Source organism: Mesorhizobium sp. M0293 (assembly GCF_040321735.1).
In the GTDB taxonomy this organism is placed as follows: domain Bacteria; phylum Pseudomonadota; class Alphaproteobacteria; order Rhizobiales; family Rhizobiaceae; genus Mesorhizobium.
The window spans coordinates 1-18,295 of the sequence record NZ_JAMYSA010000001.1; the positions used below are offsets into that span (position 1 = coordinate 1).

Annotated in this window: 18 protein-coding genes; 8 read left to right on the forward strand and 10 right to left on the reverse strand. The window is 62.9% G+C overall.

Annotation, left to right across the window (positions count from 1 at the left end):
* On the reverse strand, positions 1-344 hold a 344-nt coding region (locus NKJ06_RS00005; RefSeq protein WP_352808478.1), incomplete at its 3' end, for a leucine zipper domain-containing protein.
* The gene (locus NKJ06_RS00010; RefSeq protein WP_352808480.1) at positions 277-1,203 is read right to left on the reverse strand and encodes an NAD(P)H-dependent oxidoreductase; all 927 of its coding nucleotides are present in this window, start codon (positions 1,201-1,203) and stop codon (positions 277-279) included. The genes NKJ06_RS00010 and NKJ06_RS00005, both read right to left, overlap by 68 nt.
* Before the next feature lie 95 nt (positions 1,204-1,298).
* Between NKJ06_RS00010 and NKJ06_RS00015 the strand changes: the two genes are divergently transcribed.
* From NKJ06_RS00015 to NKJ06_RS00030, 4 genes are all read left to right on the forward strand, one after another.
* Positions 1,299-2,231, forward strand: coding sequence for a LysR family transcriptional regulator (locus NKJ06_RS00015; protein WP_352626967.1), 933 nt, complete (start codon positions 1,299-1,301; stop codon positions 2,229-2,231).
* Between the two features lie 67 nt (positions 2,232-2,298).
* The gene (locus NKJ06_RS00020) at positions 2,299-2,640 is read left to right on the forward strand and encodes an ArsR/SmtB family transcription factor (RefSeq protein WP_352808482.1); all 342 of its coding nucleotides are present in this window, start codon (positions 2,299-2,301) and stop codon (positions 2,638-2,640) included.
* Positions 2,641-2,716: 76 nt separating this feature from the next.
* Complete coding sequence (locus NKJ06_RS00025; protein ID WP_352626971.1) at positions 2,717-4,597, forward strand: ABCB family ABC transporter ATP-binding protein/permease; 1,881 nt, start codon at positions 2,717-2,719, stop codon at positions 4,595-4,597.
* Between the two features lie 98 nt (positions 4,598-4,695).
* Positions 4,696-5,043, forward strand: coding sequence for an antibiotic biosynthesis monooxygenase (locus NKJ06_RS00030; RefSeq protein WP_352626972.1), 348 nt, complete (start codon positions 4,696-4,698; stop codon positions 5,041-5,043).
* Here the strand turns inward: NKJ06_RS00030 and NKJ06_RS00035 are convergent.
* A complete protein-coding gene (locus NKJ06_RS00035; protein WP_352626974.1) occupies positions 5,040-5,912 on the reverse strand; it encodes an SMP-30/gluconolactonase/LRE family protein in 873 nt (290 codons plus the stop codon). The genes NKJ06_RS00030 and NKJ06_RS00035 overlap by 4 nt on opposite strands.
* Positions 5,913-6,184: 272 nt before the next feature.
* On the opposite strand from NKJ06_RS00035, the gene NKJ06_RS00040 reads away from it, so the two are divergent.
* Together NKJ06_RS00040 and NKJ06_RS00045 are read left to right on the forward strand one after the other, a co-directional pair.
* Positions 6,185-6,883 carry a phosphatidylserine decarboxylase gene (locus tag NKJ06_RS00040; protein WP_352626976.1) on the forward strand — a complete coding sequence of 233 codons (699 nt, stop codon included), beginning with the start codon at positions 6,185-6,187 and terminating at the stop codon, positions 6,881-6,883.
* Positions 6,884-6,886: 3 nt separating this feature from the next.
* Complete coding sequence (locus NKJ06_RS00045) at positions 6,887-7,705, forward strand: CDP-alcohol phosphatidyltransferase family protein (RefSeq protein ID WP_502905575.1); 819 nt, start codon at positions 6,887-6,889, stop codon at positions 7,703-7,705.
* Positions 7,706-7,848: 143 nt separating this feature from the next.
* On the opposite strand, the gene NKJ06_RS00050 is transcribed toward NKJ06_RS00045, so the two are convergent.
* The 3 genes from NKJ06_RS00050 to NKJ06_RS00060 all read right to left on the reverse strand — a co-directional run bounded on the left by NKJ06_RS00050 (position 7,849) and on the right by NKJ06_RS00060 (position 11,559).
* A complete protein-coding gene (locus NKJ06_RS00050; protein ID WP_352626977.1) occupies positions 7,849-8,664 on the reverse strand; it encodes an SDR family oxidoreductase in 816 nt (271 codons plus the stop codon).
* Between the two features lie 132 nt (positions 8,665-8,796).
* Complete coding sequence (locus NKJ06_RS00055) at positions 8,797-11,019, reverse strand: AMP-binding protein (RefSeq protein ID WP_352626979.1); 2,223 nt, start codon at positions 11,017-11,019, stop codon at positions 8,797-8,799.
* 132 nt (positions 11,020-11,151) lie between these two features.
* Positions 11,152-11,559, reverse strand: a complete 408-nt coding sequence (locus NKJ06_RS00060) for a tautomerase family protein (protein WP_352626981.1) — start codon at positions 11,557-11,559, stop codon at positions 11,152-11,154.
* 114 nt (positions 11,560-11,673) lie between these two features.
* On the opposite strand from NKJ06_RS00060, the gene NKJ06_RS00065 reads away from it, so the two are divergent.
* Positions 11,674-12,531: a LysR substrate-binding domain-containing protein gene (locus tag NKJ06_RS00065; protein WP_352626983.1), complete on the forward strand. Its 858-nt coding sequence runs from the start codon at positions 11,674-11,676 to the stop codon at positions 12,529-12,531.
* Between the two features lie 133 nt (positions 12,532-12,664).
* Here NKJ06_RS00065 and NKJ06_RS00070 read toward each other — a convergent pair whose 3' ends face one another.
* From NKJ06_RS00070 to NKJ06_RS00080, 3 genes are all read right to left on the reverse strand, one after another.
* Positions 12,665-13,573, reverse strand: a complete 909-nt coding sequence (locus tag NKJ06_RS00070; protein WP_352626984.1) for a DMT family transporter — start codon at positions 13,571-13,573, stop codon at positions 12,665-12,667.
* Between the two features lie 60 nt (positions 13,574-13,633).
* Positions 13,634-14,521 (reverse strand): DMT family transporter, encoded by an 888-nt coding sequence (locus NKJ06_RS00075; RefSeq protein ID WP_352626985.1) that lies wholly within the window; start codon positions 14,519-14,521, stop codon positions 13,634-13,636.
* A gap of 178 nt (positions 14,522-14,699) precedes the next feature.
* Positions 14,700-16,217, reverse strand: a complete 1,518-nt coding sequence (locus tag NKJ06_RS00080; RefSeq protein WP_352626987.1) for a S10 family peptidase — start codon at positions 16,215-16,217, stop codon at positions 14,700-14,702.
* A gap of 153 nt (positions 16,218-16,370) precedes the next feature.
* On the opposite strand from NKJ06_RS00080, the gene NKJ06_RS00085 reads away from it, so the two are divergent.
* The gene (locus NKJ06_RS00085; RefSeq protein WP_352626988.1) at positions 16,371-17,078 is read left to right on the forward strand and encodes a response regulator transcription factor; all 708 of its coding nucleotides are present in this window, start codon (positions 16,371-16,373) and stop codon (positions 17,076-17,078) included.
* Positions 17,079-17,155: 77 nt separating this feature from the next.
* Here NKJ06_RS00085 and NKJ06_RS00090 read toward each other — a convergent pair whose 3' ends face one another.
* A complete protein-coding gene (locus NKJ06_RS00090; RefSeq protein ID WP_352626990.1) occupies positions 17,156-18,262 on the reverse strand; it encodes a polyamine ABC transporter substrate-binding protein in 1,107 nt (368 codons plus the stop codon).
* Positions 18,263-18,295 lie beyond the last annotated feature (33 nt).

Sequence of the window (18,295 nt, forward strand, 5' to 3'; positions counted from 1 at the left end):
AGCCGCGACAGCCCGGCGCGCTTGAGAACCCGGCTGACGGTGGCGGGCGAGACGCCGACCTCCATGGCGATGTGACTGCCGGTCCAACGCTGCCGCCGCAGCGCCACGATACGCTCGGCGATCGACGTGGCGGTGGCCTGTGGCATACGGGCAGGTCGCGAGGAACGATCGATCATGCCTTTGCTGCCCTCGGCCTTGTAGCGCTCGACCCAGCGCGCCACGATCTTGGCCGACACGCCGTAGGTGCGCGCCGCATCGGCTTGGGAAAGACGCCCCTCAATGACCGACAGCGCCATCTCCTCTCGACGCAGCGGCGTGAGACGGGCATTCTTGTGGATGTTCATTCGGACCCTCCGGTGAGTGCTGCAGCTTGGTAACTCCAGTCTCCTCGGTCCGGTCCGAATGGACAACCCTCTGAAAGCTCACACTTAGGTGAAGTTTGAACCCGGTCATGTTCTGATCGCCCAGGTCGGGGCGTAGCTTCATGCTCGGAATCAAATAGTCGCCGCCATTCTGCCGGCGATAGGGGATGGGTTGCGTGGTCGCGAACGTTCTCATCCTCTCGCGCAGGCGCTCGGCAGTGGGCTCGAAGTCGGCTTCGCCGAAGCGGTCGACGCTATAGGCGACGAAGGCCGGAAGGACGTCGTAGCCCGGGTAGTAGAGAATCCCGTGGTTTATCGGGAACAGCAGATCATCGATTGGTCCGTTGACGCCGCGAGGGGCATAGTGCTCCTCCCAGCCGCCGGCGGTCACGATCAACATTGCGCGCTTGCCCATCAAGGTTCCCTCGCCGTAGCGGTCGCCCCATCGTTTGTCACTATGTTCGCCCACACCGTAAGCGAAGCCGTAGGCAAAGACCCTGTCGACCCAGCCCTTGAGGATCGCCGGCATGGCAAACCACCAGAGCGGAAACTGGAGAATCAGGGCATCCGCCCACAGCAGCTTTGCGATCTCGGCCTTGACGTCCTCTGTCAGCGCGTCGGTCTCGAAGGATTTTTTTGATGCGGTGGCAGGCATCAACCGCGCGTCCGATGCCAAAACCGGAAAGTCGGCCTGATCAACCGCTGATTTCCAACCCTGGGCGTAAAGGTCCGTAACCCGAACTTCGTGGCCTTGTGCCTCGAGTTCTCTTATGGCGACGTCGCGGAGCGCGCCGTTGAGCGAGCGCGATTCGGGATGAGCGAAAACAAGTAGAATTTTCATGCGGGGACTCCGAGGATTGAAAAAACTGGTCCCTTAGCTACGCAATATCGACATAATCCGCTACGTATTCATAATGCATTAGATTGTGCCGAATAATGGATAAATCGGATATCACGTTCGAACGCATGCGCACCTTCGTTCGCGTCGCGGAACGGGGTAATCTGTCGCTGGTTGCCAGCGAACTGGGTATCGGGCAGTCGACGGTTACGCGGCATTTGCAGGAGCTTGAAGAGGCGGTGGGTGTGCCTTTGCTCAGCAGGACCACCCGGCGGGTCACGCTGACTGATGAGGGTAGCCGGTACTATACAAACAGTATCCAGATCCTGCGCCTTGTCGAGCAGGCCGGCGACGAAGCGCGGGGCGCACGTGGCGCGCCGGCCGGCACCATCCGGATATCCTGTACGGCCGCATTCGGGGTCTTGCACGTCACCCGGTTCATCTTCGCCTTTCAGGACCGATATCCCGACATCGGAATTGACCTCAGCCTCACCGATGAGCGTGTGGATTTGGTCCGGGAAGGCGTCGATATCGCGCTTCGCTTGGGACCGCTTACTGACAGCTCGTTGAAGCTGCGGGCCCTCGGCCTGTCACGGCGCCTGCTCGTAGCATCGCCGGATTATCTGGCGGCGCGAGGGAGACCGGCTGTCCCGTCGGACCTGTCTGGACATGAGGGCATCCGGATGTCGAACGTGGCGGGCAGTGAAACTCTTGCTTTGCAGGGCGCCGGAGGCGAGCGCTATATGGTGCCCTTCGCGGGGCGACTGCGTGTCGACCATGGGCTTGCCGCGCGCGAGGCCTTGGTCGCGGGTCGAGGAATCGCACCGGCTCATCGATGGCTTGTCGGCGATCTTTTGGCGGCGGGCCTGCTCGAGACCTTGCTGGATGATTATTCGCTGCCGTCCGTCCCGTTGAACATGCTGATCGTCCCGGAGCGCGCGGGCGTTGCAAGGGTTCGCCTGCTGGTCGACTTTCTGGCTGAACGGATAGCCGATATCCCGGGGATCGAGAAGTCCATCTCACAGCGTTAGCCGCTATCTGGTCTGCCCAGAAGAGTAGCTTGCGGCAGCGCCAACCATCGTTTATCGCCGATGGACGATGAGCGACAGCCCCGTCGAAACCCATACACTCCGCTCCGCGTCGGAGGCCCCGGACAGCCGCACCGTCGCTGCTCGGCTGGCAGCGCTTTCGCACCCGGCGCGGATCGACATCCTGAAACACCTGTCGGCGAGCAGCCCCTGCTGCTGCCGCGAAGTCGTCGATCGTTTCGATCTGGCGCAGTCCACGGTGTCACAACACCTGAAGATACTGGTCGAGGCCGGGCTGGTCAGGTTCGAGCCTGATCGCCAGCGCTCGCGATATGCTATCGACCACGCCGCGCTCGCCGACGTCTCGGCGTCGTTGATCGCCCTCGTCAATTCCTGCTGCTCCGGCCGCTAGACCATGATCCCGAAAAGCGGAGCCCGGTTTTCGGAAGAGATCATGGTCAAAAAGACATAAGAAGAAGGCACAAAGAATGGCCGAAAAAACCGTCTCCGACTCCTCGACTTTCAAGACGCTGCTCAACCTGTGGCCATACATGTGGCCAGCGGATCGTGCTGATCTGAGAGCACGGGTCACCTGGGCGACGCTTCTGCTGGTCGTCGCTAAGCTGACGCTGGTCGCCGGTCCCTATTTCTTCAAATGGGCGACCGACGCGCTGGCCGGCGACGCCAAATCGGTGCCGCCGCTGCCGAGCTTTCTGCTGGCGCCCGTCATGCTGGTCGTCGCCTACAATGTCGTGCGCCTGGTGCAGCTTGGCTTCAATCAATTGCGGGACGCGCTGTTTGCCCGCGTCGGCCAGTACGCTGTGCGTCAGCTCGCCTTCCGCACCTTCGTCCATATGCACCAACTGTCGCTGCGCTTTCACTTGGAACGCCGCACCGGCGGCCTGTCGCGCATCATCGAGCGCGGCACCAAGGGCATCGAGACGATCGTGCGCTTCATCATGCTCAACACGGCGCCGACCATTCTCGAATTCGCGCTGACCACCGGCATCTTCGCCTACACCTATGGCTGGAAATATGTGGCGGTCGTCGCGGTCACCGTCTGGGTCTATGTCTGGTTCACGGTACGCGCCAGCGACTGGCGCATCTCGATCCGACGCGACATGAACGACAGCGACACCGACGCCAACACCAAGGCAATCGACTCGCTGCTCAACTACGAAACGGTCAAGTATTTCAACAATGAAGGCATGGAGGCCGAGCGCTTCGACCGCTCCATGGCACGCTACGAGATATCGGCGACGCGCATCTGGACCTCGCTTGGGTGGCTGAACTTCGGCCAGGGCATCATCTTCGGCCTCGGCACTGTCATCGTCATGTGCATGTCGGCGCTGGAAGTGCAGGCCGGCACGCAGACGGTCGGCGACTTCGTCTTCATCAACGCCATGCTGATGCAACTGTCGGTGCCGCTCAATTTCATCGGCTTCATCTACCGCGAAATCCGCCAGGGGTTGACGGATATCGAGCAAATGTTCGACCTTTTGGATGTGCCGCAGGAGATCGTCGACAAGCCGGACGCGAAGCCACTTACTGTCAGCGCCGGCAAGGTCGAGTTCCGTGACGTCCAATTCTCCTATGACCCGAACCGCAAGATCCTGAAGGGCATCAGCTTTGAGGTGCCGGCCGGCAAGACCGTCGCCATTGTCGGGCCATCGGGCGCCGGCAAGTCGACCATCTCGCGGCTTCTGTTCCGCTTCTACGACGTGCAGGACGGCCAGGTGCTGATCGACGGCCAGGATATCAGGGACGTGACACAGGAAAGCCTGCGCGGAGCGATCGGCATGGTGCCGCAGGATACCGTGCTGTTCAACGACACCATCGCCTACAACATCCGCTACGGCCGCATCGGTGCCAGCGAGGAGGATATGCGCAAGGCTGCCGAACTTGCCCAGATCGGCCCGTTCATCGAGCGGCTGCCCGACGGCTACAAGTCGATGGTCGGCGAGCGCGGGCTGAAGCTTTCGGGTGGCGAGAAGCAGCGCGTGGCGATCGCCCGCACCATCCTGAAGGCGCCGCCGATCCTGATGCTGGACGAAGCGACCTCGGCGCTCGACAGCCACACCGAGCAGGAGATCCAGGCCGCGCTCGATCTGGTCAGCCGCGGCCGCACCACCATCGTCATCGCTCACCGTCTGTCGACGGTGATTACGGCCGATGAGATCATCGTGCTGCAGGATGGCCAGATCGCCGAGCGCGGCACCCATGCCGAGCTGATGCGCAAGCACGGCCTCTATGCCTCGATGTGGGACCGCCAGCGCGAGGCGACCGAAGCCGAGGAGCGGCTGCGCATCGCCCGCGAGGACGACGAGTTTGGCGTCATCGTCCGCCGGCGGACATCTGAGGTGAATTGAAGGTTGAGCGAATTTTCTGCTTGACCTCAACTTAAGTTGAGATTGTAGGCCGTTCTTGGAGCCGAATAAAAACATGGTCCAGGAACGGAATGATCGAAATGAGCAAGACAAATCAGAACGTTAACGGCGGCAGCGTGTTCAGGGTGGACAAATTCGTCGTCCCGGCCGCCGCTCGCGAAGAGATACTGGCCAAGGTCAGGACAACGCATGAATTGCTGCGCCTGCAGCAAGGCTTCGTGCAGGATTTCCTACTCGAGCAATTCTCGGGTCCTGGCGAGTTCAACCTCGTCACTATCGTCGAATGGGAGAGCCAGACGTCCGTCGACAATGTCGTGCCGATCGTCAAGGCGGCGCACGAGCGCATCGCCTTCAACCCACAGGAGACGATCGCCCGGCTTGGTGTTCGGGCCGACATCGCCAACTATCAGCGGGTTCCCGGGCTCTAGCCGGGCCAGCCGACGCCAGGTGCCGGCGCTTCCACGCTGAGCACCTGGCCGGTGCGGGCATCACTGACCATGTGCTCGAAGCCACGCCATTCGGCGGCGAGAATGAACAGTATTTTCCTGTCGGCGCCACCCAGCATGCAGGCAAAGCAGCCGCGATCGACAGCGACCGTTTGCAACACTTCACCGCCTTCGAGCACCCGCACGCAATGCTTGTTGGGCACATCCGCGTACCAGATCGCCCCCTCGGCATCGAGGCAGATGCCGTCGGGATAGCCGTCGAGATCGGCCCAGACGCGCCGGTTGGAGAGACTGCCGTCGGCGGCGATGTCGAAGGCGGTTAGTCGATTGGCATGGGACTCGGCGACGATGAGCGTCTTGTTGTCCGGGGTTACCGCCATACCATTGGCAAAGACGATGTTTTCCGCCACTTGCCGGACCGCGCCGTCCGGCGTGATCAGCACGATGGTGCCGGGGCCGAAATGCTCGCCCGGCGCCGGCGCCGGTCCGCCACCATTGACATAGATATTGCCGCGTCCATCGACGACGATCTCGTTCCACGGGCTTTTCGACAGGCTGCGCAGATCGGCATGGGTGACGAGACTGCCGTCAGCTTCCCGCCGCAGCAGCAAGCCTTCACGACCCGAGATGACAAGCAATCGGCCATCCGGCAGCCAGTCGATGGAATAGGGCAGGACGGCGGGTATCGTGAGCATGACCTCGCGGTTGCCGTCGGCATCGACGGCGATGATCTGACCGGTGCCCCAGTTGCAGAGCCAGAGCCGTCCGTCGTGCCAACGCGGCGATTCGCCGAAGGCGAGGCCGGCAGTGATGAGATACGCTTGAGAGACTGCTGATTTTTTCGACGGCATTGCTGGCTCCTCGGGTCGGCTCACGGGCGCTTCGCCTCCCTTGGCTGGGTCGATGCAAGCGCCATCTCTTCAAGGACGGGCGAGGATGGCTCGCCCCGACAATGGCAATGGGTTTCCCGGGGCAATGGGTTTTTCCCGGTCAGGTCGGGCGCTGTCAACAACGACTGAGGCCGTGGAGCGGCTGCAATCAATGCCTTGCCGATTGTTGCGTTGCGGCGAGGGGGGCTTTCGGCTATTGAGGCCGCAATTGAAACGGAGCCCGTTTTTACCCGATGAGCCTTGTCGATACGGTCAAGAACGCGTTCGTACCGATCCATCGCGAAGGCTATCCCTTCATCGCGGCCTTTGGCGCGGCGACGCTTTTCCTCGGCTATTTCTCCTCGATCCTGTTCTGGATCGGCCTTATCCTGACGGCCTGGTGCGTCTATTTCTTCCGCGATCCCGAGCGCGTCACGCCGGTCGACGACCACCTCGTGGTCAGCCCCGCAGACGGCATCATCTCTGCGGTCGGGCCGGCCGTGCCGCCGCGCGAGCTTGGTCTCGGCAACGTCGAAATGACCCGTATCTCCGTGTTCATGAACGTGTTTTCCTGCCATGTGAACCGCGCTCCCGTACGCGGGCGCATCACCAGGATCGAGCATCGGCCGGGAAAATTCCTCAATGCCGAACTCGACAAGGCCAGCACCGAGAACGAGCGCAACGGCCTGGTCATCGAGAGTCCCAACGGCACGGTTGCGGCCGTCCAGATCGCCGGCCTGGTGGCGCGCCGCATCGTCTGCTGGGCCGAGGCCGGCGGCTCGATCGCCATCGGCGAGCGCTTCGGCCTGATCCGCTTCGGCTCGCGTGTCGATGTGTTCCTGCCGCTGGCCGCCACGCCGCGTGTTGCCGTTGGCCAGACGGCGGTCGGCGGCGAAACGGTGCTGGCCGAATTCGGCGGTGTCGCCGGCACTCCTCTTGTTCGGATTTCCTGACCCGTGGGCACGCAATACAAAAAGTTCGAGTCCCATGCCAGCGGCGGCCCGCGCATCCGCGAAATCCCGATGCGCATGGTGCTGCCCAATCTGGTCACGGTGCTTGCCATCTGCGCCGGCCTATCCGGCATCCGCTTCGGCTTCGAAGGCCGCTTCGAGCCGGCGGTGGTGATGGTGCTGCTGGCAGCCTTCCTCGACGGCATTGACGGCCGCCTGGCGCGGATGCTGAAGGCGACCTCCAAATTCGGCGCCCAGATGGATTCGCTGGCCGACATCGTCAATTTCGGCGTGGCACCTGCTCTGGTGCTCTATGCCTTCCTGCTCGACCGCGCCGGCTCGCCGGGCTGGATCGCTGCACTTCTGTTCGCCATCGCCTGCGGGTTGCGGCTCGCCCGTTTCAACGTGCTCGACGACGACAAGGCCGATCGCCCCCTATGGCAGTCCGAATATTTCGTCGGCGTGCCGGCGCCGGCCGGCGCCGTGCTGGTGATGCTGCCGCTCTATCTCTATTTCCTGCGCACAGGGCTGGAGCCCAGTCGTCCAGCCGCCTTCGTCGCCACCGGCTTCACCATCCTGGTCGCCTTCCTGCTGGTCAGCCGGCTGCCGGTCTATTCCGGCAAGAGCCTGAGAATCCCGGGCGACAGGGTGTTGCCGATTATCCTTGGTGTCGTGCTCTACGTACTCCTGCTGATGACCTATCCCTGGTACACGCTGACCGCCTCGGTCGCTGGCTACCTGATCTTCCTGCCGTTCAGTGTGCGCGCCTATTCCAAGCGCGCCAAGCGAGAGGGCGAGAAGGTGCCGCCTTCGGACATAGGTTAGGGGACATAGGTTAGTCCGGGGGTCGAGTCCTGGGCTTGAGCCCTTGCAGCAACAAATCGCTCCAGGCGCAAGCGAAGCGCTCATGGCGGTTTCATGGCTGTTCCTGGCTCCGTCGGGCATCGCATGAGATTCGCGACAGACGATCAGGGAGCCTTGGCGGATCGCGCGCTCTGGCTTTGTTCGGAAAGCCACGCCCTCCACGTCCGTTCTCCGCGCCGTTCGCCGGTTTCGACCAACCCCATGCTGCGGCTCATCTTCCGGCTGAACGGCAGCGGCAGGATGAAACGCTTGATCCCAAGCGCCTGGCAATACTGCCGCGCGAAGGTTGAGAATGGCATTGTTTCGGGGCCGCCGATCTCCGGCCATACCCCACGTTTCCCGTCGCCGGCCGCCTCTGCCAGATAGGAGCCTACGTCGCGCGTATCGACGGGATTTGAGGGCGAGGTTGGCAAGGGCCAGACCGGCAGCCATTTCAACCCACCCAGCATCTGCGCCAGCAGGTAATAGAACGGCGTCGCGCGAATGACTGACCACGGCAGCGGGGACTCTCGCACAAGCTGTTCGCCCGCCAGTTTCACCCGGGCATAGGGCAGGCCGCTGAATTCGAGGCCGACGATCGAAACGAAGATAAAGTGACCGACACCGGCACGCTGCGACGCGGCAAGCAAGTGCCGCGTGCCCTCGATATCGACGCTTGCCGGGCTGGAGAAGAAATCGATCGGCCTCATACCGCGCCTGGCGATCGGCGAGAGCGTCGCGGCATGGATGACCGTGTCGACGCCGCCAAGAGCCTCATCGATGCCTTCGCCGGTCGCGAGATCGCCAATGGCCCATTCGACGGAGTCGTCTTGCCCGGCTTTTCTGACGAGCAGCCGGACGATATGGCCGGCCTCGTTCAGCGCCGGCACGAGATCGCGGCCGAGATGCCCCGTTCCCCCGGTGACAAGTATTTTTGCCACTCAAGACCTCCGTGCCTCGCTGCTGGTGGCGGGTGAATGGTCTCTCACCAATAAATTGTCGATCAGACAAAAACGTGGCGGTGAACGCCACATTCGCGCCCGCCGGGTCTGGTTCGGAAGAAGGAACGGACGCTACGCCGCGACGCCGAGCCCCAGCCTGTCGATCGCCAGTTTTCTCGTCGACACATAGTCGGTCTTACCGGATCCCAGCACCGGGATTTCCTCGACCTTGACGATATCGTTAGGCACCATCAGTTCGGCGGCACCCGCCTGTTTGCCGAATTTGCGCAACTCGTCAGGATTGGCGTCGTCGGCGGTGGTGACTAGCACGATGCGTTCGCCGCGCCGCTTGTCCGGCACGGCCACAGCCGCATGGCGTTCTTCTGGCCATAGCGATTGCACCAGCATCTCGACCGCACCCAGAGACACCATCTCGCCGGCGATCTTGGCGAAGCGTTTGGCGCGGCCGCGAATGGTGATGAAACCTTCACGGTCGACCGCAACGATGTCGCCGGTGTCGTGCCAGCCGGTCAGCGGCTGCAGCTCGCCGGGGCGGTCCGCGGTCATGTAGCCCATCATTAGGTTCGGTCCGTCGAGCCACAATTGGCCGGCGTCGGAGATGCCCTCGACCGGCTCGAGCTTCATGCGCATGGCCGGCAACAACCGGCCGACGGTGCCGTCGCGGCCATGGATTGCGGTGTTGACGGCAACCACGGGTGCTGCCTCGGTCAGTCCGAACCCTTCGATGATCTCCGCCTGGAAGCGCTCGCGATAGACGCGGCGGGTTTCTGGCTTCACCGCCTCGGCGCCGGCGACGACGAAGCGCAGGCTGGAAAAATCGCCGTCCTTGGCGGTGCGCGCATAGTTGGCGAGGAACGTGTCGGTGCCGAACATGATGGTCGGTTTGACCTTGCGTGCGACCTCGGGGATGATCTTGTAGTGCAGCGGTGAGGGGTAGAGGAACAATCTTACGCCGGTGACCAGCGGCAGGATGGTGCCACCCGTCAGCCCGAACGAGTGGAACACCGGCAGCACGTTGAGCAGGATATCGGCGGGCGAGATGGTAATGCGTGCCTCGGCCTGCATGGCGTTGGCCAGCAGGTTTTTGTGCGAAAGGATCACCGCCTTGGGCGTGCCTTCCGAACCCGAGGTGAAAAGGATCACCGCCGGCTTGGCCGCATCCTGCCGTTGCAGCGGCCAGCGCCACAGCAAGGCGGCGGCGAGCTTGTCCAGCGCGGTGACGCTCTCCCGCACATCCTCCAGCCAGAGCAGCTTGGCGCCACCCTTTTCGACCGCCGCGACGATATCGGCAAGGTCGGCCTTCTCGACGAACGCGCGGGAGGAAATCACGGTCCTTATCACCGCGGTGCGCACGGCAGCGGTGACGCTCGCCGGCCCGGCTGTGTAGTTGATCATCGCCGCCACCCGGCCGGCCGACAGAAGTCCGGTGAGCGACAGCACGATCCCATTGGCGTTCGGCAGCATCAGCCCGACAGCTTCGCCCGGCGCCGTGATCGCCTCGAACCGGCGGCCCAGGACGCGGGCGCCGATGAACATCTTGCGGTAGCTCATCGCGCCGGAGATGACGTCCTCGATGATCGTGTGCGAAGCGCCGACCCGGTCGGCGGCATCGCGCATGGCCAGGAACAGGCTGCGATCGAGGTTAGTGCCGAAAAGCCGGGCTTCGGCGATACGGTCGAACAACGCATTGGTGTTCGAGGCCTGGTCGGGGTTGCGCGCCACCAGTTCGGCGATGGTCATCGGCTCCAGCACGCTGATCGACAGCTGCGGAAACCAGTGCCGTGGTGCCTTGTCCGCCGGCGTCAACGACACCGGCAGGCTGCGCGCGCCGCCGACGAAGATCGGCACAATGCTGGCGTCGGCCTGCATCGCGATGCGGGTGACGGCACGAAACAGCCGGAACGTCTTGACGTCGGGCTCGACCGCATCCGGCAAATAGACGGCGAGCCGGCCTTTGCCTTTGAGTACGCGCACCAGCCGGCGGCTGACGAAGACATGTTCGGCATTGAAGGCGATGGTGCGGCCAAGCTCGCGCCACGGTTCGAGCCAGGGCGACCGCGCCGAGACCTCGTCGAGTATGTGAAGTGTATCGTCCGGCAGCAGCGACAGCATCAGCGCCGGTTCGAAACGCGATTGATGCGAAATGACGTAGATGACGGGGGCCTGCGCCTTGCGGGCGATCTTGATGCGGGTGTCGGCAATCCGGTAGGCGAGCTTGAACGGCACATAGAGCAGCGCCTGGGTGAAGCGCAGGCCGAGGCGGAATTTTTCCACCACGCCGATCAGTAGCCAGGCCAGAACAAGACCCGCAAGCAGCGCCAGTGTCAGGACCATGCCGCGTCTCTCCCAACGATTTTATCATCTCGGCTCTTTTGCGGCCGCTTCGGCCAGAACCTAGACGATGTGGGAGCAACGTCAATGCGGACCTTTTTCGTTCCCCCTTGTGGGGAAGGTGAGGCGGCCTGCTTAAGCCGCCTTCAACCGTCCGCTGATAAACCGAAACTCCTGCGTCTTGCCGCCATAGCCATAGGCCGCCGCCGGCACTTCATGCACGAAGGCGTAGCTTTCCTCGTGCACGCCGCCAAGCAGGCGGCCGAACGCGTCGAAGATCGCCTTGAGATAGGCTTCCAACTCAAGCTTGGTGTTGGTGCCGTCGACCACCTTGATATCGAGCCAGAACGTATTGGTGCCGTGCTCGGCCAGCGACTTGCCGCCGGCGAACCAGTGCTGCGGATCAATATAGGATACGGCAACCGCGGTGATCGTCGGATCCTTGCGCAGCTGCATGGCGGTGATTTCGGTAACCTCCTTTGCGATGCGGGCGGACAGAGCCGCGTCAGGCTTGCCGGGGACGCTGACGGTGATGATGGGCATTTTGCTTCTCCTTGGTTCGAGCGGCGTCTGATCGCCGTTGGGAAGGATCATGTCATCATCATTGGATCAAAAAAATCGAATTGTTTTCAACTGAAGATTCGACATAATCGAATTATGGAGACACTCGATCCCGATCTGCTCAGGACTTTCCTTGCTTTCGTCGACAGCGGCTCGCTGGCCCAGGCGGCTGCAAGCGTCGGCCGTTCGCCCTCTGCGGTGACCGCCCAGATGCAGCGGCTGGAGGAAATCGTCGGCGAGCCGCTACTGGCGCCGCAAGGGCGGGGACGCGGCCTGACGCCGGCTGGTGAGGACCTCGTCGGCCACGCCAGGCGCATCCTTGCCGCCCATCGCGAGGCCTGGCTGGCGCTGAAGGGCGCGCGGGCTAACGGACGCGTCGCCATCGGCACCACACAGGATTTCGCCGACAGCGGCCTGCCGGACCTGCTGCGTGCCTTCGCCGTCAGTCATCCGCGCGTCAGGATCGAACTGCGGGTCGGCCGTTCCGCCGAACTGGCGCAGGCGCTGCAGTCTGGCGGCCTCGATCTGGCGATCGTCATGCGTCAGGCTGCGGCTTCTGACGAAGTCGGCGTGCTGCGCGAGCCGATGATATGGCTGTGTTCGCAGAAAGGGCTGGCCTCGCGGCAGGAGGAACTGCCGCTGGCGCTGCTCGATCCCTATTGCGGTTTTCGAGAAGCGGCACTTGCCGCGCTCGATGCTTCCGGCCGCCGCTACCGCATCGCTGCCGGCAGTGCCAGTCTGGCCGGCCTGCGCACGGCGGTGAACGCCGGTGTCGCGTTGACGCTGCGAACAGCCCGCTTTGCCCATTCCGGTATTGTCGAGGCGCCGCGCGAGCTTGGCCTGCCGCAGGTTCCTATGGCTGAATTCGCGATCCGGCTGCGCGCCGGCGCCGATGGTCCGGCGGGCGACCTGGCGACACTGCTCAGCGGCAACCTTGCCTTGTCGGCTGGCTGAACACCAAAGAAAAAGCCGACCTTACGGTCGGCTTGAGAGTAGGACGGGCCGAGGGGTTTGGGGGGACTTGGGGATGGCCCGTCGCACCATTAATGCCTGACCACGATGATGGTTCCGTGACTGTGTCATTTTTTTAAGAAATATTTGACGCCATGCGTTGCGAGCGGGCCATCAGCCAATCCCGCCCCGCATGGGCAAACACCGCGCACAACACGATGGCGCCGCCGATCATGCTGGCGGCCGGCGCAATCTCGCCCAGGAACAGGAAGGCAAACAGGATAGCGAACGGCACTTCGGCCGAGCCGAGCAGCCCGGATTCGGCGGGCGGGATGAGCCGTGCGCCCTCCGTCCACAGGATCGAGGACAGCGCGAAGGACGCACCAAAAGTGGCGAGTAGAACGGCGTCCCTTGGCGAAACCGCCAGCGGATCGGTGACGAACCAGCCGAGCACGAACAGCAAGAAGGCCGAAACCGCGCCGGCCCACACCACCGGCGTATCGCGGAAGGCGCGGACCATGATCATGTAGAGGCCGCTGCCGATGGTCATCAGCAGCGCCAGTCCGTCGCCGAACAAATTGCCGCTGCCGAAGCCGGACCAGACCATGATCGCCACGCCGCACAGCGACACGGCGGCGGCGACCATCGTCTGCAGTCGGAACGGCTCGCGGGTCAAAACCCAGGCCAGCAGCGCGGTGACGAAAGGCGCTGTGGCATAGATGACCGCGACATTGGCGACGAAGGTGAACTTGAACGCCGAGATGAAGGCGATGCTGGCCAGCGCCCCCTCTACCGCCAGCAGCCAGCCGCGCCAGCCAAGGCGCAGCGTTTCGCGGTTGCCGGAGCGGCGGCGGCGCCACAGCACGTAGAGGCTGATCAGGATCGCACCGACAAAGCCGCGCCAGCAGATGATGGTCAACGGGTCGGCATGAATCGACTTTGTCAGAACACCAGTCAGGCCGAAGACGGCGGCCGACAATGACACCAGGATGATGCCGAGCGTGCGCTCTGCGGCGGTGTCGGTGGTGGCTGCAATGTCAGTCATGCAGCCAGCCTACGCCGTTCAGTCCTGACACCGTAGCGTCAGCAGTGATGGTGATCCACATCATAGCCGCTTGCGAAAATGCTCGGTGCCGACGATCAGCAGGCCGGCAGCGATGATCAGGGCTGCACCCAGGAAGACTTCGCGGCGCGGCACGTCGCCCCAGATCGCAAAGCCGAGCGCGAATGCCCACAACAGCGAGGTATACTCAAGCGGTGCGAGGACCGAGGCCGGTGTGCGCTTCATGCCCTCGAAGAGAAGATATTGCGCAAGGCCGCCGAGCGCGCCGACGCTGGCAAGAAGCAGTAATTGAGCCCAGTCGGGCGTCTGCCACCAGACCAGCGCCGGCCCCGCTGCGAACACCAGGAAATAGAAATTGTTGAGAAGGAGCTGGATCATCGAGCGCTCGGCAAGGGCGGTCTTGCGCAAGAGCACGATGGCGATGCCCCACAAAAGGGCGGCCGCCAGCACCAGCAGCACCGGCACGGACAGGCCGAGATGCGTTGGGTCGCAAGCGACGAACACGCCGGCAAAGCCGATCAGCACCGCCAGCCAGCGTAGCATCGGCACCTTTTCGCCAAGCATCACCACCGAAAGCACGGTGACGATGATTGGCGCCGCGTAATAGACGGTTGTCAGCTCGGCGAGCTGCAGGCTGCGCGCGGCGTTGTAGTAGCAGAGCCAGGCGGCAAGCGTGAAGGCGCTCCGCACCAGCATCGGCCGCACGATCGGCGAGCGCGCCGTGTCGGCAAACAGCTGTCGGCCGCCGATCGCCGCGCAGGCGCCCAGAATGGTGATGCTGCGGAAGAACATGATCTGCCAGACGCTCATGCCGACGACCAGCAGCTTGATCGAAGCATCCTGCGTCGAAAACAGCAAATAGGCCGCACCGGTCAGCAGGATGCCGGCAAGAACCCGCTCGCGTGTTTCGAGAGTGGCGATATCGGCCATAAGGCGCGGGGACCAAAATTGCCGGAGCGGCAGAGATGCTGTGAGGAGCAATACAAGGGACCTGGGAATTCAGCTCCCTCGGCACCAAGCTATACGGGCGAAAGTCGGTGCAGCGCTACGCCAGCCCCGTGCTTGTGTTGGCGCAGGCGTTCCATGGCGAGCCGCACCGTCGCAAAGCTTACTGCGTCGCCTGGTAAAGCTCCGAAGCGGCCTCTTTCAGGGCGCGCCGGCCGTCGGACCTGAAATACATCATGTGTCCGCCCTCGACGACATCGAGACGGATAGGCTTGGCATTGGCGAGCGACGGGATCTGGTTCACCAGGTAGCGCGAGGCGAGGTAAGGCGTGACCAGGTCGGTGTAGCCGTTGACGATCACGACGCCGAGCGAAGGGTTCAGCGAACGTGCCCGCTGCAGATCGTCCATCACCCCGGCATAGCCTTGTCGTGAGGCGCTGGTCCCGTAATCCCAATTGTGGCTGATTTCGCCATTGAGCAGCCGATAGCTGACATCGGTGCGGAAATTCAGTTCGTCGCTGACGTAGCCGACGAAAGCCGACGTCAACGCCGGCACGCTGCGGTCGAGCACTGGATCCGGGCCGGCGATGCGGGCGCTCTCGGGCGCGATATCGGCCGTGCCGATCATGGCGTCATATGGGCTGAGCACTTTGCCGCTGGCACGGGCGAACTCCCTTGCGAACAGGCCGGTCGGGATGCGGGCGGAGTTCCGCTGCACGAGGTCGAGCGGCAGGCCGGTGATGTCAGCCACGCGTTGACTCGCCAGCCTCCTGCCTTGCTCCAGTCCGCTGGTGAGCGCTGTAAGGTAATCGCCCAGCGCATAATGTTCGACTTCGGCCAGCTTCTCCCGCAACGCATCGCCGCTGACGCCTTCGGCGCGTAGGCGCACCGCCGCCAGGGAAGGCAGTTCGAGCGCCCAATGCAGCGGCTCGAATTCGTCGGGCTGCACCAGCGTGAACTCTAGCGCCGGCGAGATCAGCACGATGCCGTTCGGACTGATGCCGATATCTTCCTGCAATGTCCTGGCGAGCAGTGCCGCGCGGAAGCCGCCATAACTTTCGCCGGCGAGGAACAGCGGCGATCCGGTGCGGCCGTTCTGCGCGAGATAGAGCCTGATGAAGGCGCCTATCGAGCTGGCATCCTGATTGACGCCCCAGAAGTCGTGCGTATCCTGGCCCGGTGCCTCGCGGCTATATCCGGTTCCGACCGGATCGACGAAGACGAGATCGGTCATGTCGACCCAGCTGTCCGGATTGTCGATAAGCCTTTGCGGTGAAGGCAGAAATTCGCCGTCGGCTCCCGTCGCGATTATACGCGGACCGAGTGCGCCGATATGCAGATAAGCGGACGCTGCTCCAGGGCCGCCGTTGAAGACGAAGGTAATCGGCCGCTGCGGATCTTTGGTCGCGCTTGCCGGTGGCTCCAGCGTGTAAGCGACATAGAAGATCTCCGCCGTGACGTCGCCCTTGCCGGAAAGCAACGACAGGGTGGCGGCCTTGGCCTGATAATCCAGCTTGCGCCCGGCGAGGGTGATCGAATGGTTGGTGGTCTGCGGCGGCGGCAGCAGGGACAGCACGCCGCCCGAGGGGCCCGGCCGCTCCGCCGTTTCAGCCAGGACGGGCTGCGCCAGGGCGGCAAGCATTGGCAGGATAAGGAAGATCAGTTTCAGCTTGACCGGCATGATGGCTCCGCGAGAACGACTCCCGCATAGGTATGGCCGAGATGATCGAAGTCAAAGGAAATGGCTATTTTGAACTTGCAACGGCTTGCGCTAGTGTGACCCGGAATGCAGTCGAACGTTTCTCTCGATCAGTTTGGACGCTGGAGCGACGGCGTGGCCGCTGCGGCAATGGCTGCGACGCCCGAAGAATTGTCGGCTCGCTTCACGGCGGCGGCGAGCGGGCTGGTTGGCTCCGATCGCGTCTATGTCGGCTTCTACCATCGCGATATCACGTCCCTGACTATAGACGATGCCGGTCCCGATCGCTGGAACCGCGACTGCGACGCCCACATTTATCGCCAGGATCCCTTCTTCCAGAGGTTCGCCAGCACAAGGCAGGATTTCCTGTTGCCGCTATCGGCTCTGCGCAATGGCGACTTCCGGCGCACACCCTACTATCGCGAATTCTATGGTCCCTCCGACAGCTTCGACGAGATTACCGGCGTGTTCAATCTTGACAGGCTGACCGCCGGCTATGTCACCTTTCTCAGGCGAAACGGGGCGCCGGCCTTTGGCGAGCAGGATCTGGCGATGGCTTGCGCGGCAAGCAGCGCGACGAGGCTCATTCTGCGAAGGCTGCTTCATCTGTGCCGCTCCCGGGACAGGGACGCTGCAATCGATGACGCCCGCTCGCGGCTGAGCCGGCGCGAGAGCGAGATCGCACGGCACTTGATCGGTGGCGGCAATGCCAAGACCATTTCGCGAAGCCTCGCTATCTCGCCCGGCACCGTCCGCAACCACATCAAGCAGATCTATCGCAAGCTCGGCGTGCACTCCCAGGTCGAGCTGCTGGCGACCATACGCGAAATCGTCCAGGGCTGACGACTTCCGCGCCGGCCCTATCTTCTTTTGACGCAATTCCGGACGGAAAACCGCTACGCACTTTTCCTGGAATTGCTCTATTGTCCTGTGACGATGCGCGTCCACATGCGGTTTTGTGATCGCAGCCACTTGGCGTCGTTGTTGTCCACCACGAACAACTTGGCCTTGACGGCATCGGGCGGAAAGACGCCGGGATCGCTGGCTATCGCCTTGTCCATCAGCGGCAACGAGTCCGGTATCGCATTGGCGTAGGAGACATAGCTGGAATTGGCCGCGGCGATATCGGGCCGCAAATTGAAGTTGATCCAGGCCTGGGCGTTGTCGGGATGCGGCGCGTCCTTCGGCACCGCCATCGTATCGAAGTTGATGAGCGTGCCTTCCCTGGGAATGGAATAGGCGATCTCCAGCTTCTTGGCGGATTCGGCGGCGCGGGTCCTTGCCTGAAGTATGTCGCCCGACCAGCCCAGCACCACGCAGATGTCGCCGTTGGCGAGGTCGTTGATGTATTTCGACGAATGGAAATAGCGGATGTAGGGCCGCACCTTGCCCATCAGTTCCTCGACCTTGGCGAGGTCGTCGGGGCTGGTCGATTTGGGGTCGATGTGAAGGTAGTTCATCGCCATCGGGATGACTTCGGCGGGAGCGTCGATCATGGCCACGCCGCAATCGGAGAGTTTTTTGACCACATCGACGTCGAAAACCATGGCGAAGGAATCCGTCGGCGCGTCCGGTAGTAGCCGCTGTTTGACCGCCGCGACGTTGTAGCCAATGCCGTCGGTGACGGCCATGTAGGGCACGGCATGCAGGTTCCGCGGGTCGTCGCCCGCGATCAGCGAGAGGGCTTGCGGATCGATCTTCGAGTGATTTGCAAGTTTCGCTTTGTCGAGTTCCAGGAAAGCCCCCGCCGTCACCTGGTTCTTCAGGAACGGATAGGCTGAGGGGTAGACCACGTCATACCCGGAGCCGCCGGTGAGCAGCTTTGTTTCGAGGACCTCGTTGCCGTCATAGACATCGTAGCGAACCTTGATGCCCGTCTCCTTCTCGAATTTCTCGGCTGTGTCCGGCGCGATGTAGTCGGACCAGTTATAGACGTTGACGATTTTTTCCTCGTCCGCCGAGGCCGTACCGGCGCAGATGCCGCAAGCAAGCCCGGCAAGCAGGGTTGAGAAGATCAGAGCGCGCATCAGTGTTCTCCTTTTCGCTGCCGGTTTCGGCAT

Excerpts from the sequence above, each read along its gene's own strand:
- NKJ06_RS00065 (WP_352626983.1), top strand. The coding sequence starts at position 11,674 with ATGGAGACACTCGATCCCGATCTGCTCAGGACTTTCCTTGCTTTCGTC.
- NKJ06_RS00075 (WP_352626985.1), bottom strand. The coding sequence starts at position 14,521 with ATGGCCGATATCGCCACTCTCGAAACACGCGAGCGGGTTCTTGCCGGC.
- NKJ06_RS00040 (WP_352626976.1), top strand. The coding sequence starts at position 6,185 with ATGAGCCTTGTCGATACGGTCAAGAACGCGTTCGTACCGATCCATCGC.
- NKJ06_RS00055 (WP_352626979.1), bottom strand. The coding sequence starts at position 11,019 with ATGGTCCTGACACTGGCGCTGCTTGCGGGTCTTGTTCTGGCCTGGCTA.
- NKJ06_RS00010 (WP_352808480.1), bottom strand. The coding sequence starts at position 1,203 with ATGAAAATTCTACTTGTTTTCGCTCATCCCGAATCGCGCTCGCTCAAC.
- NKJ06_RS00015 (WP_352626967.1), top strand. The coding sequence starts at position 1,299 with ATGGATAAATCGGATATCACGTTCGAACGCATGCGCACCTTCGTTCGC.
- NKJ06_RS00090 (WP_352626990.1), bottom strand. The coding sequence starts at position 18,262 with ATGCGCGCTCTGATCTTCTCAACCCTGCTTGCCGGGCTTGCTTGCGGC.
- NKJ06_RS00020 (WP_352808482.1), top strand. The coding sequence starts at position 2,299 with ATGAGCGACAGCCCCGTCGAAACCCATACACTCCGCTCCGCGTCGGAG.
- NKJ06_RS00035 (WP_352626974.1), bottom strand. The coding sequence starts at position 5,912 with ATGCCGTCGAAAAAATCAGCAGTCTCTCAAGCGTATCTCATCACTGCC.
- NKJ06_RS00060 (WP_352626981.1), bottom strand. The coding sequence starts at position 11,559 with ATGCCCATCATCACCGTCAGCGTCCCCGGCAAGCCTGACGCGGCTCTG.
- NKJ06_RS00025 (WP_352626971.1), top strand. The coding sequence starts at position 2,717 with ATGGCCGAAAAAACCGTCTCCGACTCCTCGACTTTCAAGACGCTGCTC.
- NKJ06_RS00030 (WP_352626972.1), top strand. The coding sequence starts at position 4,696 with ATGAGCAAGACAAATCAGAACGTTAACGGCGGCAGCGTGTTCAGGGTG.
- NKJ06_RS00070 (WP_352626984.1), bottom strand. The coding sequence starts at position 13,573 with ATGACTGACATTGCAGCCACCACCGACACCGCCGCAGAGCGCACGCTC.
- NKJ06_RS00080 (WP_352626987.1), bottom strand. The coding sequence starts at position 16,217 with ATGCCGGTCAAGCTGAAACTGATCTTCCTTATCCTGCCAATGCTTGCC.